The organism is Pseudomonas sp. GW821-FHT03C07 (assembly GCF_059420925.1).
On sequence record NZ_JBWKUQ010000028.1, the window covers coordinates 48,346 to 67,494 of the forward strand.

General features: G+C 62.5%; 15 protein-coding genes. 7 read left to right on the forward strand and 8 right to left on the reverse strand.

The window, feature by feature from the left end:
• Positions 1–2: 2 nt before the first annotated feature.
• From AC07VG_RS31375 to AC07VG_RS31390, 4 genes are all read right to left on the reverse strand, one after another.
• Positions 3–554 carry a DUF1120 domain-containing protein gene (locus AC07VG_RS31375; protein ID WP_495000045.1) on the reverse strand — a complete coding sequence of 184 codons (552 nt, stop codon included), beginning with the start codon at positions 552–554 and terminating at the stop codon, positions 3–5.
• Positions 551–3,034, reverse strand: coding sequence for a fimbria/pilus outer membrane usher protein (locus tag AC07VG_RS31380; protein ID WP_495022431.1), 2,484 nt, complete (start codon positions 3,032–3,034; stop codon positions 551–553). The genes AC07VG_RS31375 and AC07VG_RS31380 overlap by 4 nt, the downstream gene beginning before the upstream one ends.
• Before the next feature lie 7 nt (positions 3,035–3,041).
• On the reverse strand, positions 3,042–3,719 hold the full coding sequence (locus AC07VG_RS31385; RefSeq protein WP_495000295.1) for a fimbria/pilus chaperone family protein: 678 nt from the start codon (positions 3,717–3,719) through the stop codon (positions 3,042–3,044).
• Positions 3,720–3,875: 156 nt separating this feature from the next.
• Positions 3,876–4,529, reverse strand: coding sequence for a DUF1120 domain-containing protein (locus AC07VG_RS31390; protein ID WP_495000047.1), 654 nt, complete (start codon positions 4,527–4,529; stop codon positions 3,876–3,878).
• A gap of 424 nt (positions 4,530–4,953) precedes the next feature.
• Between AC07VG_RS31390 and ppx the strand changes: the two genes are divergently transcribed.
• Positions 4,954–6,456, forward strand: a complete 1,503-nt coding sequence (gene ppx, locus AC07VG_RS31395; protein ID WP_152736718.1) for an exopolyphosphatase — start codon at positions 4,954–4,956, stop codon at positions 6,454–6,456.
• Here the strand turns inward: ppx and ppk1 are convergent.
• Both ppk1 and hemB read right to left on the reverse strand, forming a co-directional pair.
• Positions 6,443–8,665: a polyphosphate kinase 1 gene (ppk1, locus tag AC07VG_RS31400; protein ID WP_495000048.1), complete on the reverse strand. Its 2,223-nt coding sequence runs from the start codon at positions 8,663–8,665 to the stop codon at positions 6,443–6,445. The two genes, ppx and ppk1, sit on opposite strands and share 14 nt — an antisense overlap.
• An 18-nt stretch (positions 8,666–8,683) precedes the next feature.
• Complete coding sequence (hemB, locus tag AC07VG_RS31405; protein ID WP_495000049.1) at positions 8,684–9,697, reverse strand: porphobilinogen synthase; 1,014 nt, start codon at positions 9,695–9,697, stop codon at positions 8,684–8,686.
• A gap of 207 nt (positions 9,698–9,904) precedes the next feature.
• On the opposite strand from hemB, the gene AC07VG_RS31410 reads away from it, so the two are divergent.
• Complete coding sequence (locus AC07VG_RS31410; RefSeq protein ID WP_495000050.1) at positions 9,905–10,507, forward strand: DedA family protein; 603 nt, start codon at positions 9,905–9,907, stop codon at positions 10,505–10,507.
• On the opposite strand, the gene AC07VG_RS31415 is transcribed toward AC07VG_RS31410, so the two are convergent.
• Together AC07VG_RS31415 and AC07VG_RS31420 are read right to left on the reverse strand one after the other, a co-directional pair.
• Positions 10,485–11,726 (reverse strand): sterol desaturase family protein, encoded by a 1,242-nt coding sequence (locus AC07VG_RS31415; protein ID WP_495000051.1) that lies wholly within the window; start codon positions 11,724–11,726, stop codon positions 10,485–10,487. The genes AC07VG_RS31410 and AC07VG_RS31415 overlap by 23 nt on opposite strands.
• A 373-nt stretch (positions 11,727–12,099) precedes the next feature.
• Positions 12,100–14,001, reverse strand: a complete 1,902-nt coding sequence (locus AC07VG_RS31420) for an FTR1 family protein (RefSeq protein ID WP_495022432.1) — start codon at positions 13,999–14,001, stop codon at positions 12,100–12,102.
• A gap of 288 nt (positions 14,002–14,289) precedes the next feature.
• Here AC07VG_RS31420 and AC07VG_RS31425 point away from each other — a divergent pair, with 288 nt between their 5' ends.
• The 5 genes from AC07VG_RS31425 (at position 14,290) to AC07VG_RS31445 (ending at position 18,990) form a co-directional block, all read left to right on the forward strand.
• Complete coding sequence (locus AC07VG_RS31425; RefSeq protein ID WP_495022433.1) at positions 14,290–15,636, forward strand: COG3014 family protein; 1,347 nt, start codon at positions 14,290–14,292, stop codon at positions 15,634–15,636.
• 181 nt (positions 15,637–15,817) lie between these two features.
• Positions 15,818–17,215, forward strand: coding sequence for a COG3014 family protein (locus AC07VG_RS31430; protein WP_495000054.1), 1,398 nt, complete (start codon positions 15,818–15,820; stop codon positions 17,213–17,215).
• 17 nt (positions 17,216–17,232) lie between these two features.
• Complete coding sequence (locus AC07VG_RS31435) at positions 17,233–17,610, forward strand: YcfL family putative periplasmic lipoprotein (RefSeq protein WP_495000055.1); 378 nt, start codon at positions 17,233–17,235, stop codon at positions 17,608–17,610.
• 42 nt (positions 17,611–17,652) lie between these two features.
• Positions 17,653–18,243 (forward strand): penicillin-binding protein activator LpoB, encoded by a 591-nt coding sequence (gene lpoB, locus AC07VG_RS31440; protein ID WP_495000056.1) that lies wholly within the window; start codon positions 17,653–17,655, stop codon positions 18,241–18,243.
• Positions 18,244–18,246: 3 nt separating this feature from the next.
• Positions 18,247–18,990, forward strand: a complete 744-nt coding sequence (locus AC07VG_RS31445) for a penicillin-binding protein activator LpoB (RefSeq protein ID WP_495000057.1) — start codon at positions 18,247–18,249, stop codon at positions 18,988–18,990.
• Positions 18,991–19,149: the final 159 nt, after the last annotated feature.

Consider the following 19,149-nt stretch of genomic DNA (forward strand, 5'->3'; position numbering starts at 1 on the left):
CGTTATTCGCCCGGCAGCAGCTCGAAACGCCCGCGACCTTCGACCGGCGTCTCGTCGCGCACCCGGGTCGCACTGACCGGCAGGTGCGTGTCGATCTCGACCTGCGCCGAGAAAAACCGCCCCTTGGCCGGTAGGCCCCGAGCCAGCACCACCAGACTCTGGCCCGGCGCCATCAAGTAACTGGCCGCCGCCTCGGCCGGACGTTGCGCCACCGCCAGGGTCACCGGCTTGCCGTCGAGCCAGGCATTGCTCAGGCTCACCGTAAAACGCCCCTGGCGATCGAAGCGAAAGGCCTGCGGTCCCGCCGCCGCCCCCTCGAAACGCAGCACCATCGAGGTCGGCCAGGGGCAGGCGATGTTCAGGCTCAGCCGGCGGGTCCCGAGAAACAGTTCAGGCTGCCCGGGTGCCCGCGCCAAGGCTCCCGAGCGCAACGCACCCAATTCAATCTGCGACTGACTCAGCGACAGCGTGCAGTCATTGGCGCCGACCGGGACTGAAAACAGCACCAGCGCGAAGCAACAACGCCGTAAAACCGCGCGGACGCGAGAGCTCATAAAGGTCTTCCATAGGGTTGACTCGCCCGGCAAACCGCCGTAGCCGTTTCATAGAGCCGATCGCTGTCCGTGGACTCGGACAGCTCGACCGGCAGCGTGCAGGTCGTGTGATCCGCCCGTCTGATGGAGAGCCGCTGGCCGGCCTCGACATTGCTCAGGAAAACCAGGCCGTCGCCCACCACCGTGGTCAGGAAGGCCTCGTTCTCACTGAATACCGGGGCGCCCTGGGGCAACGGCTCGGCGTTTTCGTCGGTGACCTTGAGCAGCAGCCGTCGAGCCTTCACCACGGTGAAATCCACCCGATTGAATGAACCGCGCCCGGCTTCGAGGGTTTTCGTCCCATTGCGCAGGTCGATCCGCCGCGGCAACGAGCGGGTGTCGACTGCCAACTGGCTGCTGCGGTAGGCCGGCAAGCCAGCGACCACCGCCTGGCCGCTGAAATCGGTCCAGACCGGACCTTGGGGCGTGGCGATCCGGGCGCCGGCAAGATCGCCCACCGAGACCACGCCGAAGGTCTCCTGGATGGCATAGGGCGAGAACGTCAGGCCACCCTCGTGCAGCGCAAGGCCTCCGGACAGCTGTCCGCTGTAGCTGCTGCTAGAGGGGTTGCGTGTCACCCCCAGGCCGACCTGGGTGTAACGCGGCATCAGGTTCAGGTTGCCGCGGGTGATCTGCCGATCACCCTTGAGGTCCTGCTCCAGCCCCAGGTCATAACTGACCAGGTCACTGACTCGCTCACGGTAATCGCCGCCGATATCGAGGCGCTCGCCCCGTCGATTGAGGTAGCTGCCGATGCGCCGGTTGCCACCCAGCGGGACACTGACGCCCAGCCGTATGCCCAGGCCCGAGTCGAGGGCATGGCGGTCGCCGCCCGAACCGACGTCGGAGTCGACACTGAGGCTCAGGCTGGCGTAGCGGTAGCTCTTGTTCCATGAGCCGTGCAGGCGTCGGGACAAGCCCCCGTCGAACATCACATTGCGCGAGTAACCGAGGCTGAAACCGCCGAATTGCAAGTCCGACCAACCGAGCGCGGCGGTGTACTGGTGCTTGAAGCGTGAACCGGGATCGTCCTCCAGGCCCATCTCGCCGACCTGCAGCAGATCGCGATAACCGCTACTGCGCAGGGTGGCGCTGAGGTCCAGATCGACACCTGCCCCCAGCGGGCTGTTCAACGACAGGCTGTTCTGGCTCCCCGCCAGGGCACGTCGGGTGTCGTGGGACAAGCTGTTGCGCAGACCGACGCCAACCTGCGGCCAAAGGCGGCTGTCGAGCGCCCAGCCACTGGCGCGGTAATCATCGCTGCCCAGCAGCCCGGCGCTGAAGGACGTGGCCTGGCCCAACCCCCAGGTGCCACTGCCGGTGACGAGCAACGGCGGTTCCTCGGCGCGACCCTGAGCACCACGCAACCGCCCCAGGGCGAGGTAGTAACCGGGCTGGACCGCCGTGGCGCCCGGAAAAGACGCGGCGGGCACGACGAAACGGCGCTCGCCGCCGGATTGGCCGATCACCTTCACCTCCAGGTCGCTGGTGCCGTTGAGCAGCGGCAAGCCGCCCAGGCTGAAAGGCCCTTGCGGCACCAGGCTGGTATGGATCAGCGCTCCGGACTGGCGGACCTCGACCCGCGACGCGTCGAAGGCCACGCCCTCGACCAATACCCCGTGGCCGGCCTGGCCGCGCTGTGCACCATCGGGCATGAATTGCATGCCGGAAAGCTGGACCCCGGCAAACACCGGCCCGGCACTGTTGATCTGACCGGCCTGGAAGGTCGTCTGCCACGGCAGGAAATCTCGCTGCGCATAGGCATACAAATGCGAGCTCTGCTCCTGCCCATCGTTGGAAACGTGCAACTGGCGGCTGCGGACCAACCAGTCGCCGGCATTGAACCCGGCCTCGGTGGTCGCCGAGAAGAAACGTCCGCCGCCCTGGCGTGAGCGTGTATCGAAACCCAGCACATCGTAGTTGAGCAGCCCAGCCGTGCCGCCACGGGCGTAGACCCCGCTGTTGAGCGCCGGCCCGCGCAGGGCCTGGGTCGGCACCAACAGGGAAACCTCCTCGCTGCTGGGCCGCAGGATGACCTGGGTCTGCGGGTACTCGCGCAGAAAGGCATGACAGTCCTCCTCGGTGGCCCGCGCCTCAGCGTCGAGCATCTTCAATCCGGCCTTGTCCAGCAACCCGGAGGTGAAACACAACTCGCCGTCCCGGTCGAAACGTAGCGCTGTCAGTCCCAGACGATTGCCGTTGAGTTCCAGCATCACCCGCTGCGTCCCTTCGCGAAAGCGTGGCGCCGAGCGAAAGTAATCGGCCACCTGCGGATCGAGGCCACGCTCGGAAAGCACCGACAGGTCAAACTCCGCATCCGACCCATCATCCTTTTTCTCGGCGGCGAGCGGCTCGCCCAGCCCCAGCAAGGCCGCGACACCGAGTGCCTTGGCCAACCCCGATGCTGGAGCGAACTTACCTGGCGGTCCTGGGTTTCTCATAAGGCCGTCACAGCGCCTCGGCCAGGATCGGGGCTTCGTGACGGGCGACGGCAAAACCATAGACCGTCGCCGGCTGCAGCGTGACCGAGGTGGCCGGGAGCTGCGTCGCGCCCGTTTCGATCGCCAGCGCCTCCCCCGGCAGGACATAACCGCGACTCAGCATCACGCTGACCTTGTGCGGATTGAGTTCCAACTCCGGCGACAGACGCACCACATAGGGACTGTCGTTGCGCACCACCAGCCGAGATTTTTCCAGATGCCAGGTCAGTTCCTTCCAGGGCGCCGGATGCCGGGCCAACCCCTTGGGATGCAGGATCAGCGGCAGGTTCTGGCGCAGGCTGATGCCAACGGTAGCGCCGGCCCCGGTTTTGCGCTGGGGAATGCCTTCGAAGGTGACGCGCTTCAAACGCTGGGTCTTGAGTGGCTCACTGTTGGCGCTGAGCAAGCGGACCAATTGTGTCTCACCGGCATCGACTCGGGTGACGGGGGGCGTGATCACCACCAGCGACTCAAGATCCTCGGGAATGGATTCGATAGCCGAATGCAGCAAGGCCGGACCGTTGTCGGTGTTCTTGATCTGTATACTCGCCTCCCCCTCCTCCTCATAGAGAACCACCACCGTGGTTTCCGGTTGCATGCCATCGGCACGGGCGACACTCCAGGACACCCCGAGGAGAAAGAACAGCACACCGGCACACAAAGACCCGGACACCGGTACAAGGGTCACAACTTTCAAGCGATACGCTCCTGGCGAACGAGTTCTTATTGTTCGAAACAAATAACAACGGAACGCCGGCACATGAACCTGTGCCGGTCGCCCTGTTACTTACATCAACATGACTCAGAGATAACGCAGTTCCAGCGTCGCCAGACCGTCCAGGTATATTTCTTCGGTCACATCCAACTCGGAGGTCTTGTTGATAACCGCCTGGACTTCCAAGGTACCACTGACCCGCTGTACCGCTGCCGGATGAGTGGCAAAGAACCCACTCCAGGACATGATGTTCTGGTACTGGCCCAAGGCGCCGTTGCCACGATTCCAGCTCAAGCCGTTATTGGTCGATACGATCGTGTTGACCAACGGAAAATCAGCCACGGAATCTTTCACGCTCAGGGCGTAACCGCCGATCCGCTTGCCGTGCGCCGTGGTCCCCAGGCCATAGTTGTAGACATCGCCATACTCCGGGCCGATGGCCGACTGCAAGATCCCCGGGACCTTGCTGGCGGAACGATTGTCGAGGGTCTTCACCCCGACCCGCGTGCCGCCGTCGCAACTGACCGAAAATGGTACCCCTCTCGGCTGCAGGGTCGTGTAGGCGTTGACACCCAACTCGGCAGCACGAATTTTCCCATAATCGACCACCCCACCATTGTGCAGGCTCAGTGTGCAACTGGCCGGAACGATCGTCCCTTTGACCAACAGGTCCGCCGCGTGGACATTGCCCCCCAGTGCAACCAATAGAGCACCGAGCGTCCAGCCGGATACCAACTTCATTTTCCTACTCCCTATTATTAAGTTTTAGCAGATGTATGTTATTCAGGACTGCGGGATCAGACCCTGGGTCTCACCCGAAACAGGGCAAGTACTCAGGACTCCCGAGTTCTGCCCAATAAATAATTAACACCCAGGCTTGATTGCCTGCCGCTAGTTTCCACGCTGGCCCCTGACAAGAAAACCGGAAGCGGCCACGCTCTTGGTACGATGGATAGACAAACACTGCCAACTTTCATAAAGATCGCTGTCGTCACAATTGATGACCCAGGTCATCAATGCGAAATATTTATGTAGGAAAATTGAAGCAATGATTTTCCAACCCCCTCGCCACAAGCCCCAGGCCTGATGCTCCCAGGCGTCCTACATTGGCGTCGGCGCCTGATCGTGGCAGGATGGCGAGGTTATCGACCGAGATCCTTCAACCATGCCGCATTCCCAAGCCAAGAATCTGTCCCTGATCGCAGCCATCGACCTGGGCTCCAACAGCTTCCATATGGTCGTGGCCAAGGCCCAGAACGGTGAGATCCGAATCCTGGAGCGCCTCGGCGAGAAGGTTCAGCTGGCGGCCGGTATCGACGAGGACCGTCAGCTCACCGAAGAATCCATGCAACGCGGGCTCGATTGCCTGAAGCGCTTTGCCCAGCTGATCAACGGCATGCCCCTGGGCGCCGTCCGCATCGTCGGCACCAACGCCCTGCGCGAAGCGCGCAACCGTGGCGAATTCATCCGCCGCGCCGAGGAAATCCTCGGCCACCCGGTGGAAGTCATTTCCGGCCGTGAAGAAGCCCGGTTGATTTACCTCGGCGTGTCCCACACCCTCGCCGACACCCCGGGCAAGCGCCTGGTAGCCGACATCGGCGGCGGTAGTACCGAATTCATCATCGGTCAGCGCTTCGAACCGCTGCTGCGCGAAAGCCTGCAAATGGGCTGCGTCAGCTACACCCAGCGCTATTTCCGCGATGGCAAGATCACCCCGGCCCGCTACGCCCAGGCTTATACCGCGGCGCGCCTGGAAATCATGAGCATCGAGCACGCGCTGCACCGCCTGACCTGGGATGAAGCCATCGGCTCGTCCGGAACCATCCGCGCCATCGGTCTGGCCCTCAAGGCCGGCGGCCAGGGCAGCGGCGAGGTCAATGCCGAAGGGCTGGCCTGGCTCAAGCGCAAGCTGTTCAAGCTCGGCGATGCCGAGAAAATCGATTTCGAAGGGATCAAGCCCGATCGCCGCGCGATCTTCCCGGCGGGCCTGGCGATTCTCGAGGCGATCTTCGACGCCCTCGACCTGCAACGCATGGACCACTGCGACGGCGCCCTGCGCGAAGGCGTGCTCTACGATCTGCTGGGCCGCCATCACCATGAAGACGTGCGCGAACGCACCCTCAGCTCGCTGATGGAGCGTTACCACGTCGACCTGGAACAGGCGGCGCGGGTCGAGCGCAAGGCGCTGCATGCCTTCGACCAGGTGGCGGATGCCTGGGAACTGGCTGACGGGGTCTGGCGCGAACTGCTGGGCTGGGCCGCCAAGGTCCATGAAGTGGGCCTGGACATCGCTCACTATCAGTACCACAAGCACGGCGCCTACCTGATCGAGCACTCGGACCTGGCCGGTTTCTCACGGGAAGACCAGCAAATGCTCGCCCTGCTGGTACGCGGGCACCGGCGCAATATTCCCAAGGACAAGTTTGCCGAGTTCGGCGATGAAGGCATCAAGCTGATTCGCCTGTGCGTATTGCTGCGCTTCGCGATCCTGTTCCATCACATCCGTGGCACCCAGGAAATGCCGCAGGTCACCTTGCGTGCCGACGGCGATAGCCTGGATGTGGTGTTTCCCAAGGACTGGCTGGAGCAGAACCAGCTGACTCAGGCCGACTTCGCGCTGGAAGCGGAGTGGCTGACCCGAGTCAGTATTACCCTCAACGTACGCTGAGGATCGGGTTGCTCAGGCGCTCGAGCAAGGTCGCCTGGGCACTGCGCGGGTTCTGGTTGCCGGTCGGCGTGTTGCGGATATAACGACCGTCCGACTGCAGGCTCCAGCTGTGGGTGTTATCGGTGAGATAACTTTCCAGCTCTTTCTTGACCCGCAGGATCAGCTTCTTGCCTTCCACCGGGAAGCAGGTCTCGACCCGCTTGTCGAGGTTGCGCTCCATCCAGTCGGCACTGGAGAGGAACATCTGTTCTTCGCCGCCGTTGAGGAAGTAGAAGACCCGGGTGTGTTCGAGGAAGCGGCCGATGATCGAGCGCACGTGGATATTGTGCGAAACCCCGGCGATGCCCGGACGCAGGCAGCACATGCCGCGTACCACCAGGTCGATGCGCACACCGCACTGGCTGGCCTTGTACAACGCGCGGATGATCTTCGGATCGGTCAGCGAGTTGAACTTGGCAATGATGTGCGCCGGCTTGCCGTCGACGGCGAACTGGGTTTCCCGGGCAATCATGTCGAGCATGCCCTTCTTCAGGGTGAACGGCGCGTGCAGCAACTTCTTCATGCGCAGCGTCTTGCCCATGCCGATCAACTGGCTGAACAGTTTGCCGACGTCTTCGCACAGCGCATCGTCGGACGTCAGCAGGCTGTAGTCGGTGTACAGGCGGGCGTTGCCGGCGTGGTAGTTACCGGTACCCAGGTGCGCGTAGCGAACGATCTCGCCGGCCTCGCGACGCAGGATCAGCATCATCTTGGCGTGGGTCTTGAAGCCGACCACGCCGTAGATCACTACCGCACCGGCGGCTTGCAGGCGGCTGGCCAGTTGCAGGTTGGACTCTTCATCGAAGCGCGCGCGCAGCTCGATCACCGCGGTGACTTCCTTGCCGTTGCGCGCCGCGTCCACCAGGGCGTCGACGATTTCCGAGTTGGCGCCGCTGCGGTACAGGGTCTGGCGCACGGCCAGGACGTGCGGGTCCTTGGCCGCCTGACGCAGCAGGTCGACCACCGGGGTGAAGGATTCGAACGGGTGCAGCAGCAGGATGTCCTGCTTGCTGATCACGCTGAAAATATTCTCGCTGTTCTGCAGCAGTTTCGGGATCTGCGGGGTGAACGGTGTGTATTGCAGCTCCGGATGACTGTCCAGGCCGGTGATGCTGAACAGCCGCGTCAGGTTCACCGGGCCGTTGACCTGGTACAACTCGGTCTCGTTCAGGTTGAACTGCTTGAGCAGGTAGTCCGACAGGTGTTTCGGGCAGGTGTCGGCGACTTCCAGGCGCACGGCGTCACCATAGCGCCGGGAGAACAGCTCGCCGCGCAGGGCGCGGGCCAGGTCTTCGACGTCTTCGGAGTCCAGCGCCAGGTCGGCGTTACGGGTCAGGCGGAACTGGTAGCAACCCTTGACCTTCATGCCCTGGAACAGGTCGTCGGCGTGCGCGTGGATCATCGACGACAGGAATACATAGTTATCGCCAGGCCCACCCACGTCTTCGGGTACCTTGATGATCCTCGGCAGCAGGCGCGGCGCCGGGATGATCGCCAGGCCCGAGTCGCGACCGAAGGCGTCGATGCCTTCGAGCTCGACGATAAAGTTCAGACTCTTGTTCACCAGCAACGGGAACGGGTGCGTCGGATCGAGGCCGATCGGGGTGATGATTGGTGCGATCTCATCGCGGAAATAACGACGGACCCAAGTTTTCAGTTTGGTGGTCCAGTAACGCCGGCGGATAAAGCGCACCTGGTGCTTTTCCAGCTCCGGCAACAGGATGTCGTTGAGGATCGCGTACTGGCGATCGACATGCCCGTGCACCAGTTCGCTGATGCGCGCCAAGGCCTGATGCGGCTGCAAGCCGTCGGCGCCGGCCTGCTCACGGGCGAAGGTGATCTGCTTCTTCAGCCCGGCGACGCGAATCTCGAAGAACTCATCCAGGTTACTGGAGAAGATCAGCAGGAACTTGAGACGCTCCAACAGCGGGTAGGACTCGTCCAGCGCCTGCTCCAGCACGCGGATGTTGAACTGCAGCTGCGACAGCTCACGGTGGATATACAGGCTACTGTCATCCAGGCCGGGAATCGCCACCGCCGTCGGCGCCACCACGGGCGGCGCCTCGGCAACCACCGGCACGGGCTCCAGCTCCGGCGGGGTTTCGACGATCTGCTCGACCACCGCTTGGGCGTCCTTTACTTCAACTTCGCTGAGTCCTTCGGTATTCATCGAGTGTTCCTGTGAGGGCTATTTCTGCTCTCGTAGCAGTTGAGCGGCGCGGGCGGCAAAGTAGGTCAGGATGCCATCGGCACCAGCCCGTTTAAAAGCGGTCAAGGATTCAAGAATAACGCCTTCGCCCAGCCAGCCATTCTGGATGGCCGCCATGTGCATGGCGTACTCACCGCTAACTTGATAGACAAATGTCGGCACCTTGAATTCATCCTTGACTCGAAAAAGGATATCCAGATACGGCATGCCCGGCTTGACCATGACCATGTCGGCCCCTTCGGCAAGGTCGGCGGCCACTTCATGCAGGGCTTCGTCGCTGTTGGCCGGGTCCATCTGGTAGGACGCCTTGTTCGCCTTGCCCAGGTTCAGGGCAGAGCCGACGGCATCGCGGAAAGGACCATAGTAGGCGCTGGCGTACTTGGCCGAATAGGCCATGATCCGCACATTGACGTGATCGGCCAGTTCCAGGGCTTCGCGGATCGCCTGGATGCGTCCGTCCATCATATCGGAAGGCGCAACCACCTGGGCGCCCGCCTCGGCATGGGACAAGGCCTGCTTGACCAGGGCGTCGACGGTAATGTCGTTCTGGACGTAGCCTTCTTCATCGATGATGCCGTCCTGCCCGTGGGTGGTGAACGGGTCCAGGGCAACATCGGTAATCACCCCCAGCTCCGGGAAACGCGCGCGCAGGGCACGGGTGGCGCGTTGAGCAATACCTTGCGGGTTCCAGGCTTCGCTGGCGTCCAGCGACTTGAGTGCGGGTGGTGTCACGGGGAACAGCGCCAATGCCGGAATCCCCAGCTCGACCCATTTCGCCGCTTCTTCGAGCAGCAGGTCGATGCTCAGACGCTCGACTCCCGGCATCGACGCCACGGCTTCGCGGCGATTTTCGCCGTCCAGGACAAACACCGGCAAGATCAGATCATCGACTGTCAGAACGTTCTCACGGACCAGACGGCGAGAAAAATCATCACGACGATTGCGACGCAGGCGGGTAGCAGGAAACAAGCGATTGGCGGGGGTAAAGCTCACGGCAGACTCCTGAGCCCGCACAAGCGGGCGAGCATGGCAGTTATAAGCGGCCATTATGACGAAGGAATTACAGTTGTGCTTACTCCTGCGACCCGTCGCCACAGTCGCGGTCCTTGTAGGAAATGTTAACGTCGAGACACATTTCGACACTTTCCTCTCTGTCACCGAAGGGTTAGGCTGCGCGTTCATTTCGCCAGCATCCAGACAATGCTCCAACAATTTCTGCAGGATTTCGGCTACTTCGCCCTGTTTCTCGGCACGTTTTTCGAAGGCGAGACCATTCTGGTACTGGCCGGCTTCCTCGCGTTCCGCGGATACATGGACATCAACCTGGTGGTTATCGTGGCGTTCTTCGGCAGCTATGCCGGTGACCAGCTGTGGTATTTCCTGGGGCGCAAGCATGGCCGCAAACTCCTGGCCCGCAAGCCGCGCTGGCAATTGATGGGTGACCGGGCGCTGGAGCATATCCGCCGCCATCCGGATATCTGGGTGCTGAGTTTTCGCTTCGTCTACGGCTTACGCACGGTGATGCCGGTGGCGATCGGCCTGTCGGGTTATCCGCCGGGTCGCTACCTGTTGCTCAACGGTATCGGCGCGGCGATCTGGGCGGCGGCCCTGGCCGCGGCCGCCTATCACTTCGGGGCGATCCTCGAAGGGATGCTCGGCAGCGTGAAGAAATACGAGCTCTGGGTGCTCGGCGGCCTGCTGGTGGGCGGCCTGCTCCTCTGGAGCTGGCGGCGCATCAGAAGCGCGCGCCTGGCCCGGGCCGAGGCCCGTCTGGCCGAAACTACGAACCGGCCAGGCGAATAACGCGCGGCTTGCCGCAGTAGTAAAGGCCGATCAGGCTCAACAGGCTGTAGCTGAACACCCCGACCCAGCCCAGCGGGCTGGCCGGCCACAGCCCGACCAACGGCGCCCACCAGACCAACGGCAGGTTGGATGCCAGGCGGATAAGCTCCAGGCGTAGCGCCCAAGGGCGATTCTCCAGCGCCGCACCGAGCACGAACAGGCCCAGCGCCAGGCTGCCGGTGCCCAGCAGCAGTGCCGCCAGCGGCAAATGCTCGGCGAAGTTCATCAGATAACTGCCCAAGCCGACATACACCGCGAACTGCAGGGCCAGATAGACCTGCTGGCGCACCTCCAGCGGCACCTCGAACTTGCGGAACTGGCTCAGGTCCGGCTTGTTCAGCGGGTATTGGGCGGCGACATCGGCCGGACGCCAGCCGGTGCGCATAAACCAGATCCGCAACTTGTCCCAATAGCTTTGCGCCCGCCGGGCATCGGCCCACAACTGGGCATAGAACTGCAGGTTGGCCCACAGCGGGTTCCAACTGGCCAGCGGCGTGGTCACGCCGAAGACCACCGGCTCGCGCTCGTCTTCTTCCTGGAAGGTGCCGAACAGCCGGTCCCAGAGGATAAATACCCCGCCGTAGTTGCGATCCATGTAGAGCGTATTCTGCGCATGATGCGCCCGATGATTGGACGGTGTGACAAAGAACCATTCGTACCAACCCAGCTTGGGCACGTGCCGGGTATGTACCCAGAACTGATACAACAGGTTCAGCGACGCCACGCTGATAAACACCACCAGCGGCACGCCGAGCATCGCCAGCGGCAGATAGAAGATCCAGCTCAAGAGGAAGCCGGTGCTGGTCTGGCGCAGGGCCGTGCTGAGGTTGTAGTCCTCGCTCTGGTGATGCACCGAGTGCGCGGCCCAGAGGATATTGCGCTCGTGCCCCAGGCGGTGCAGCCAGTAGTAGCAGAAGTCGTAGGCGACAAAGGCGAACAGCCAGACCCAGGGTTTTTGCGCGGACAGTTCGAGCAGCGCCAGGTGCTGCAGCGCAAAGGCGTAGGTGAGTATTCCGACGCCCTTGGTCAGCAGCCCGGTAGTGGTCGACAGCACGCCGGTGCTCATGCTGTTGATGGCATCCGCCATTCGATAGTTGTTCACGCCACGCCAGCGATCGGCCAGCAGCTCGATGACAATCAGGGCAATGAAAAACGGTACCGCGTAAGGCACGAAGTCCATGGGGCCAACCTTCCAGAATCGATCTGCAAAGATTAGGGGCTCTGGCGGAGAAATCCGCTGACAATGAATGCCAAAGCTGTAGACATTTAACGCCAGATACTCGGGAACGTCGAACACGGCCCCTGTAGGTTAACGCGCTCCTTGAGGGCGCTGGCTTGCCAGCGATAAGGCCCTTGAGCCTTGCGGTGCCCATCCGGACGCCATCGCCAGCAAGCCGGCTTCCACAATTTCTGCGCCACTCACACTTTTGTGTACGACCCAAAACCTTGTGGGAGCGGAGCTTGCCCGCGAAGCTTTTGGCGGCTTTTAGGGCCCCTTCGCGGGCAAGCTCCGCTCCCACAAGGTCGGCAGTGTTCTCAAGTTCCCGCAGGCACTAGGCAACCGCCTGGGCCCGACGCTTTTCCGCCAACCGGCTGCGGCCGTACAACACCACAACCGCCAGCAACGCCAGCGCCTGAGCCCCTAGCGAGTAGGCGTCGGCATGAATCCCCAACCAGTCGAATTCAAAGAACGCCAGCGGCCGCGTGCCGAAGATCCCGGCTTCCTGCAACGCCTTGACCCCGTGTCCGGCAAACACCACGGACAAGGCACAGAGCAACCCGGCATTGATCCCGAAGAACAACGCCAGCGGCAGCTTCGCCGAACCACGCAGGATCACCCAGGCCAGCCCGATCAGCAGCACCAGCGCAGTGGCGGCACCCGCCAGCACGGCGCTGTGCCCCGCGGGACCTGCCTGCAACCAGAGGGTTTCATAGAACAGGATCACTTCGAACAGCTCGCGGTACACCGAGAAAAACGCCAGCAGCGCGAAGCCGAAGCGTCCGCCGCCACTGACCAGGCTGCTCTTGATGTAGTCCTGCCAGGCCGCCGCATGCCGCCGGTCATGCATCCAGACCCCGAGCCAGAGCACCATGACGCTGGCGAACAACGCGGTGAAACCCTCCAGCAACTCACGCTGGGCACCACTGACATCGATCAGGTAAGCCGCCGCCGCCCAGGTCAGCAACCCAGCGAACAGCGCCAGGCCCCAGCCGACGTGCACGCTGCGCACCGCCGACTGCTGGCCGGTATTGCGCAGGAAGGCCAGTACCGCCGCCAGGACCAGAATGGCTTCCAGGCCTTCGCGCAGCAGAATCAGCAACCCGGAAATAAAGCTCAACGATTGACTCAGGCCGTCGTTGCCCAACAGCTCGGCCGACGCCTTGAGCCTGCCCTTGGCAACATCCAGATGCTGCTCGACCTGCGCCAGCGGCAAACCGTCCTGCAGCGCTTGCCGATAGGCCATCAGCGACTTCTCGGTGTCCTTGCGCACCGTGGCATTGACGTTATCCAGGGAGCTTTCCACCAGCTCGAAGCCTTCCAGGTAGGCCGCAACGGAGAGGTCGTAGGCTTGTTCATGCTCGCCAGAACGGTAGGCCGCCAGGCTCTTGTCCAGGGTCGTAGCGGTGTAGTCGAGCAATTGCCCCGGACCACGCTTGACCTGTGGCGGTTGGGCGCGCTGGGCGCGGAAGGTGGCGGCCGCCTCCGGGTCTTCGGCGGTCTGTACTTCAGCTGGCGTCGAGCGGGCCAGGTCGGCCAGGTTGTAGGTTTTCCCGCCGTTGGCCGCGACCGGGGTGGCACTGAATCCGGCGATGTAGGTCGCCAGGTCCCAACGCTGACGCTCATCCAGTTGGTCGGCAAAGGCCGGCATATCGGTGCCTTCGACCCCCAGCCCCAAGGTGGTGTAGATCGCGTAGAGGCTCAGCCGATCCAGGCGCGCCGCATCCCGCAGGTTGGCAGGCGGTGGCGTCAGGCCGACACCGGCCGGGCCATCGCCGGCCCCCGCGTCACCGTGACATACCGAACAGTGCTGGGCATAGAGCGGCGCCCCACGGCTCGGGTCCGGGGTAATGATCGGCGCCTGACTGACCTCATAGGCCAGCGCCAGCTTCGCCCCCAGTTGCCGAGCCTGGCGGGCAACGCTTTCACCTTCTTCCCGGGTGCTCACGGCGGCCTGCAAACGCTCGATGCCCTGCACCAGCCCGGCCTTCTCCGGCTTGGCCGGCAACGCAGCGACCAGACCTTGCAGGACCTTGATGAACTCCAGTTGCTCGCGGTATTCGGCGTCGTCGACCACCTGGCCCGCCTGCACCGTGGGCGGGTAATCCGCGCCGATATAGTCAAGCAGGTGCAGGGCCTGGGGAGCGCCCTCCACGGTTTCGGCCAGCAGGTTGAAGCTGCAGAGAGCGAACAGCGGCAGCATCAGCCACGCCAGGAAACGAGAGGGTACAGTCATGGAAAGCCTAAATCTAAATGCGAAGTAACACATTGTTCACTCTCAATCCCTTTGGCTCAACCCTGAGCGGCCCGATTCGGCAATGTTTTGATCGAGGTCAGGCATCCTGAAGCCGAAAAGCGCCCCTCGGTGACAGGCAGGAGTGTGGCGGGTCAGTGATGGCATTGTAGTATTCACCAGCGCTATCGCCGGCACGCCAGCTCCCACCGACTCCGTTGGGTGTCAGATGCCTTGCGTTAACGCTCATCACCCGCTCACCGGCCACGGCAAGACAAGGAACGACACCCGATGCCCTCCCGCCTTTTACTCACGCTGCTCTCCTCTGCCCTGCTCTTGAGCGGCTGCGGGCTGCTTCACAACTACGACCGGGAACTCCAGGCCACCAACGAGCAGTTGATCTCGGGCAACGTCGATGGCGCGCTGCAGTTGCTGGAGCAACACAACCCCTGGGACGACAAGGAACTGCTCTATTACCTGGAAAAAGGCGAACTGCTGCGGGCCAAGGGCGATCTGTCCCGCAGCCAGGAGGCCTGGCGCGCAGCGGACCAGCAGGTGTCCCAGTACGAAGCAGGGCCCCAGGTCGTCGCCACTCTGAAGTCCCTGGGGCTCGACCAGATCCTCGGCATCGGACTCGTCGGCGACAAGTTTCATCGCTACGAGGGCTATGACTACGAGAAGGTCATGCTGACCACGCAAATGGCCCTCAACCAGCTGGCCCGAAACGACTTCGAGGGTGCCCGCGTCGATATCAAGAAAAGCCACGAACGCGAAGCCCTCATCGCCACGCAGCGCGACAAGCAATACCTGGCGGTCGAAGACCAGGCCAAGGCCAAAGGTATCAAGCTGCGCTACAAGGACCTGCAGGGTTACCCGGTGACGACTCTCGATTCGCCGCAGGTCATTGCCCTGAAAAACGGCTACCAGAGTGCGTTCAGCCATTACCTCGCCGGCTTCGTCTATGAAGCCCTGGGCGAACGCGACCTCGCCGCGCCGGGTTACCGCCAGGCCATCGAGCTACGGCCCAATACGCCGCTACTGGAAAAAGCCCTGTCCAACCTGGGCAAGCCCGCTGACACCGCCCCTGACAGTGACGTACTGGTCATCGTCCAGACCGGCCTGGCACCGGCGCTCATTTCCTTGCGCGTGCCCCTTCAGGTGCAAACAGAGGACGGACAGGTGATCACCGTGAACCAGCCCTTTCCGGCGCTGGTAGCCGACAGCTCGACGGCGCACCTCAAGCAGATCAGCGTGGATGGCAAGCCACAATCGTTGACCCTGCTCAACAGTACGGCCGACATGTCATTGCGTACCCTGCACGACGACATGCCCGCAATCATCGCCTTCGCCCTTTCGAGCGCGCGCTTCAATGCCGAACTGCAGGCCCAGGACAACAAACGCAAGCCGGCAAAAGCCTCATCGGTTTACCAGGGTTTCACTGGCGACTCCGACACCCGCACCTGGCGCACCCTGCCGGACAACACCCAGGTCGCGCGCCTGCGCCTCAAGCCCGGCACGCATAAATTGCTGTTGTCGCATGTCCCGGGCGCGCTGCCGGTGAGCGTCAATATCGAGCATCCCTTCCAGGTGGTCAGCCTGCGGGTCATCGGCAAGCGGATCTTCCTCCTGCCCGGATGATCCTAAAAAGCCATTACATAGCCAATGGCCACGGTTATACTGGCGCGCCCTCGTTATTGCGATAGGGCATTAAAAGCTCCTCGATTCATGAGGAATTGGCAGGGTAGCCACTTTCCCTCTCAATGGGTCCATCTCAGCCCGACCAGCATGCTCGGCTGATTTTTTCATCAGGGAAGATCCCATGGCATCCCGTGCCCTCCTCTCGTTCGCCCTCGGCGCCGCGACCTTGCTGTCCGGCTGTTCGATCATGCGTAGCTACGACACTGAACTGACGCAAACCAACCAGCAACTGGCCTCGGGCAATGTCGATGGCGCGCTGACCCTGCTGGAAAAGAACAACAGCGATGCCGACAAGGACCTGCTGTATTTCTTCGAAAAAGGCGAGTTGCTGCAGGCCAAGGGTGACTTGGCCGGTAGCCAGAAAGCCTGGGGCAGCGCCGATCAGATGGTCGGTCAGTGGGAAGACGCGGTGAAACTGGACAGTGCCAAGTACCTCGCCCAGTTCGGCAGTTTCCTGGTCAACGACAAGGTCCGTCGCTATGAAGGTTATGACTACGAAAAAGTCATGCTGACCACCCAGATGGCGCTGAACCAGCTTGCTCTGAATGATTTCGACGGCGCGCGCATCGCGATCAAGAAAACCCACGAGCGCGAAGCGGTGATCGCCGACCTGCGCGACAAGCAATACCTCAAGAGTGAAACCGAGGCCGACCAGCAGGGCATCAAGACCCAGTACAAGGACCTCAAGGGTTATCCGGTGGCCAGCCTCGACGCCCCGGACGTGGTCGGCCTGAAGAACAGCTACCAGAGTGCGTTCAGCCACTACCTGGCCGGTTTCGTCTACGAAGCCATCGGCGAGAAAGACCTCGCCGCGCCCGGTTATCGCCAGGCCGTCGAACTGCGCCCGAACACGCCGCTGCTGGAGCAGGCGCTGGTCAATCTCGACAAGCCCGCGGGCAAGGATGACGACAGCGATATCCTGATTGTCGTGCAGAGCGGCCTGGCACCGTCCCGTGCCTCCATCAGCATCCCGCTGCCCCTACCGATCGACCACAATCTGGTCATCACCCCGCTGTCGTTCCCGATCATCCAGGCCGACACTTCGACGGCCACCTTTGCCCAGATCGGCGTGGACGGCCAGCCGCAGAACCTGACCCTGCTCAACAGCACCAGCGCCATGTCCCGCCGCGCCCTGCGTGACGACATGCCGGGGATCATCCTGCGCACCAGCGTCCGGGCCATCAGCCGCGGCGCGGTGCAGGCGAAGCTGAACCAGACCAACCCCCTGGCCGGTCTGGCCGTGGGCATCACCTCCGCGGTCCTCGAAGGCGCCGACACCCGAACCTGGCGGACCCTGCCGGACACCACCCAGGTCGTGCGCCTGCGCCTGAAAAAGGGTGAGCACCAGGTCACCCTGCCTAACGCTCTCGGCGGCTCACGCGTAGCGTTCACGGTCGACCACCGCTACCAGGTGATCAGCCTGCGCGCCGTCGGCAACCAGGTGTTCACCAGCGGTGTAGCCACCGCGCGGATGGCGGATGCCGGGCCGACGGCCGTGGCCAGCCTCAAACAACCTTGAACAAAGGAGTCTCGTGCATGCGTTTCAAACTGACTGCTGCTGTCGCTCTGGCCTTGCTGGCCGGGTGCGCCACCCCACCGCCGCCACCTCCGGCCCCCGGTAGCGCGGCGAGCAAGATCGTCGCCATGGGCGAAATGGAAAACATCGAGGTCGGGGCCATCCGCGTCGCCCGGGAAAACGGCTTTCTGACCGTCAAGGTGCAACTGAGCAACACCCGCACCAAGAACAAGATGATGTATTACCGTTTCGCCTGGTTGGGCAACGACGGTTTCCCGGTAGCCGACGACGAAGTCTGGAAGACCTTGAACCTGTATGGCGCCCAGAGCACCTTTCTGCCGGCCATTGCTCCGACGCCCAAGGCCACCGATTTCCGTCTTGAAGTCAAAACCCCCTGAGTCGACGCCGCCCTCTCGCGTCCTTTTGAAGAGAATCATGCCATGTTTGCACGCCTGTCCCTCCTTGCCGTCGTCGCCCTGCTGGCCAGCGGCTGCGCCAACAACACCTCGCCCGTACTGGGCGGGAAGAACATCAGCTACGGCGACACCAAGGCCGTGGAACTGGTGACCAACGAGTTTGGCTCCACCGACCTGCAGACGATCGCCGAGTCCATGACTCGTTCCCTGGCCCAGTCCGGTGTCCTGCAAGGGCGTCCAGTGGTGCAGGTCTATGACGTGAAGAACAAGACCAGCGAGTACATCGATACCCGCGAGATCACCACCTCGATCAAGACCCAGTTGATGAAGAGCGGCACCGCCCGTTTCGCCAGCGACAACACCGAGATGCAAAGCCAGGTCGACCAGTTGAAGCTGCAGAACCAGAGCGGCCTGTACAAGAAGAATACCGTCAGCAAGACCGGCAACATGATCGCCGCCAAGTACCGCCTGGAAGGCTCGATCAGCTCGATCGTCAAGCGCAGCAGCGACTACAAGGACGTGTTCTACAAGTTCAGCCTGCAACTGATCGACGTCGAAAGCGGCCTGGCCGAATGGATGGACGAAAAAGAGATCCGCAAAACCACGGAGCGTTAAACAATGCGTGCATGGATTGGCATGATCGGCCTGGTCTGCGCCTTCGGCGTCCAGGCCGCGCCCAAGGTGGCGGTGGCGGACCTGGCGTACCAGGCGAAGGTGGAACAGTACATCCACACTATTTCGGCGCGGGACAACCAGCAGCAGAGTTACTACGGCGCCAGTGGCTCGTCGAGCTACGACGAGTACGAAAGCCGCAGCAGCTATATCGAGCAAGGCGAGTTGCGCCGGTTCACTGGCGATATCAAGGGCGAGATTCTGCGCAGCGGGATGTTCCAGCTGGTCCAGGGCACGCCCTATACCGCCAGTTCCAAGGGTGACGTCTACGACGTCATCAAGCGGATCAAGGGCGGCAGCTTCAAGGGCGCCGACTTCGTGCTGTTCGGTACCGTGTCGGACATCGACTTCACCCAGGACATCAACGAGCTGGCCAATACCGACAGCTACTCGGCGGTACTGGGGCTGACCCTGGTCGGCGATTTCAGCCTGATCAATACCCGCACCTACGAGATCACCTCGGCGTTCACCGCCATGGGCGAAGGCCAGGACACCAAGCTGGTCAACAGCCGGGATGTCCACGTGTCGCTGAACCGGCCGCGGGTGGTGCGCGATGTGTCCAAGGCGCTGGGCGAGGATGTGGCGCGACAGTTGAGCCTGCAGTTGGGTGGGCCGGACATGGGCCCGGGTTCAGCGCCGCCGCTGCGCAACAACCTGCCGCCGGATGAGGCGCCTCGGGTTCTGCACTGATCCGAGACCGCGTGAGCGTTCATCGCCGGCAAGCCAGCTCCTACAGGTCCGTGTCGATCACTCCTCTTGAGTACGACGCAAACCCTGTAATTGGATGGACTCGCCCAAGCCGAGGCGTCTGTAGCGCCACGGTGGCATTCTAATGAAGCCAACGACAGC

Excerpts from the sequence above, each read along its gene's own strand:
- AC07VG_RS31375 (WP_495000045.1), bottom strand. The coding sequence starts at position 554 with ATGAGCTCTCGCGTCCGCGCGGTTTTACGGCGTTGTTGCTTCGCGCTG.
- AC07VG_RS31380 (WP_495022431.1), bottom strand. The coding sequence starts at position 3,034 with ATGAGAAACCCAGGACCGCCAGGTAAGTTCGCTCCAGCATCGGGGTTG.
- AC07VG_RS31390 (WP_495000047.1), bottom strand. The coding sequence starts at position 4,529 with ATGAAGTTGGTATCCGGCTGGACGCTCGGTGCTCTATTGGTTGCACTG.
- ppx (WP_152736718.1), top strand. The coding sequence starts at position 4,954 with ATGCCGCATTCCCAAGCCAAGAATCTGTCCCTGATCGCAGCCATCGAC.
- ppk1 (WP_495000048.1), bottom strand. The coding sequence starts at position 8,665 with ATGAATACCGAAGGACTCAGCGAAGTTGAAGTAAAGGACGCCCAAGCG.
- AC07VG_RS31410 (WP_495000050.1), top strand. The coding sequence starts at position 9,905 with ATGCTCCAACAATTTCTGCAGGATTTCGGCTACTTCGCCCTGTTTCTC.
- AC07VG_RS31415 (WP_495000051.1), bottom strand. The coding sequence starts at position 11,726 with ATGGACTTCGTGCCTTACGCGGTACCGTTTTTCATTGCCCTGATTGTC.
- AC07VG_RS31420 (WP_495022432.1), bottom strand. The coding sequence starts at position 14,001 with ATGACTGTACCCTCTCGTTTCCTGGCGTGGCTGATGCTGCCGCTGTTC.
- AC07VG_RS31425 (WP_495022433.1), top strand. The coding sequence starts at position 14,290 with ATGCCCTCCCGCCTTTTACTCACGCTGCTCTCCTCTGCCCTGCTCTTG.
- AC07VG_RS31430 (WP_495000054.1), top strand. The coding sequence starts at position 15,818 with ATGGCATCCCGTGCCCTCCTCTCGTTCGCCCTCGGCGCCGCGACCTTG.
- AC07VG_RS31435 (WP_495000055.1), top strand. The coding sequence starts at position 17,233 with ATGCGTTTCAAACTGACTGCTGCTGTCGCTCTGGCCTTGCTGGCCGGG.
- lpoB (WP_495000056.1), top strand. The coding sequence starts at position 17,653 with ATGTTTGCACGCCTGTCCCTCCTTGCCGTCGTCGCCCTGCTGGCCAGC.
- AC07VG_RS31445 (WP_495000057.1), top strand. The coding sequence starts at position 18,247 with ATGCGTGCATGGATTGGCATGATCGGCCTGGTCTGCGCCTTCGGCGTC.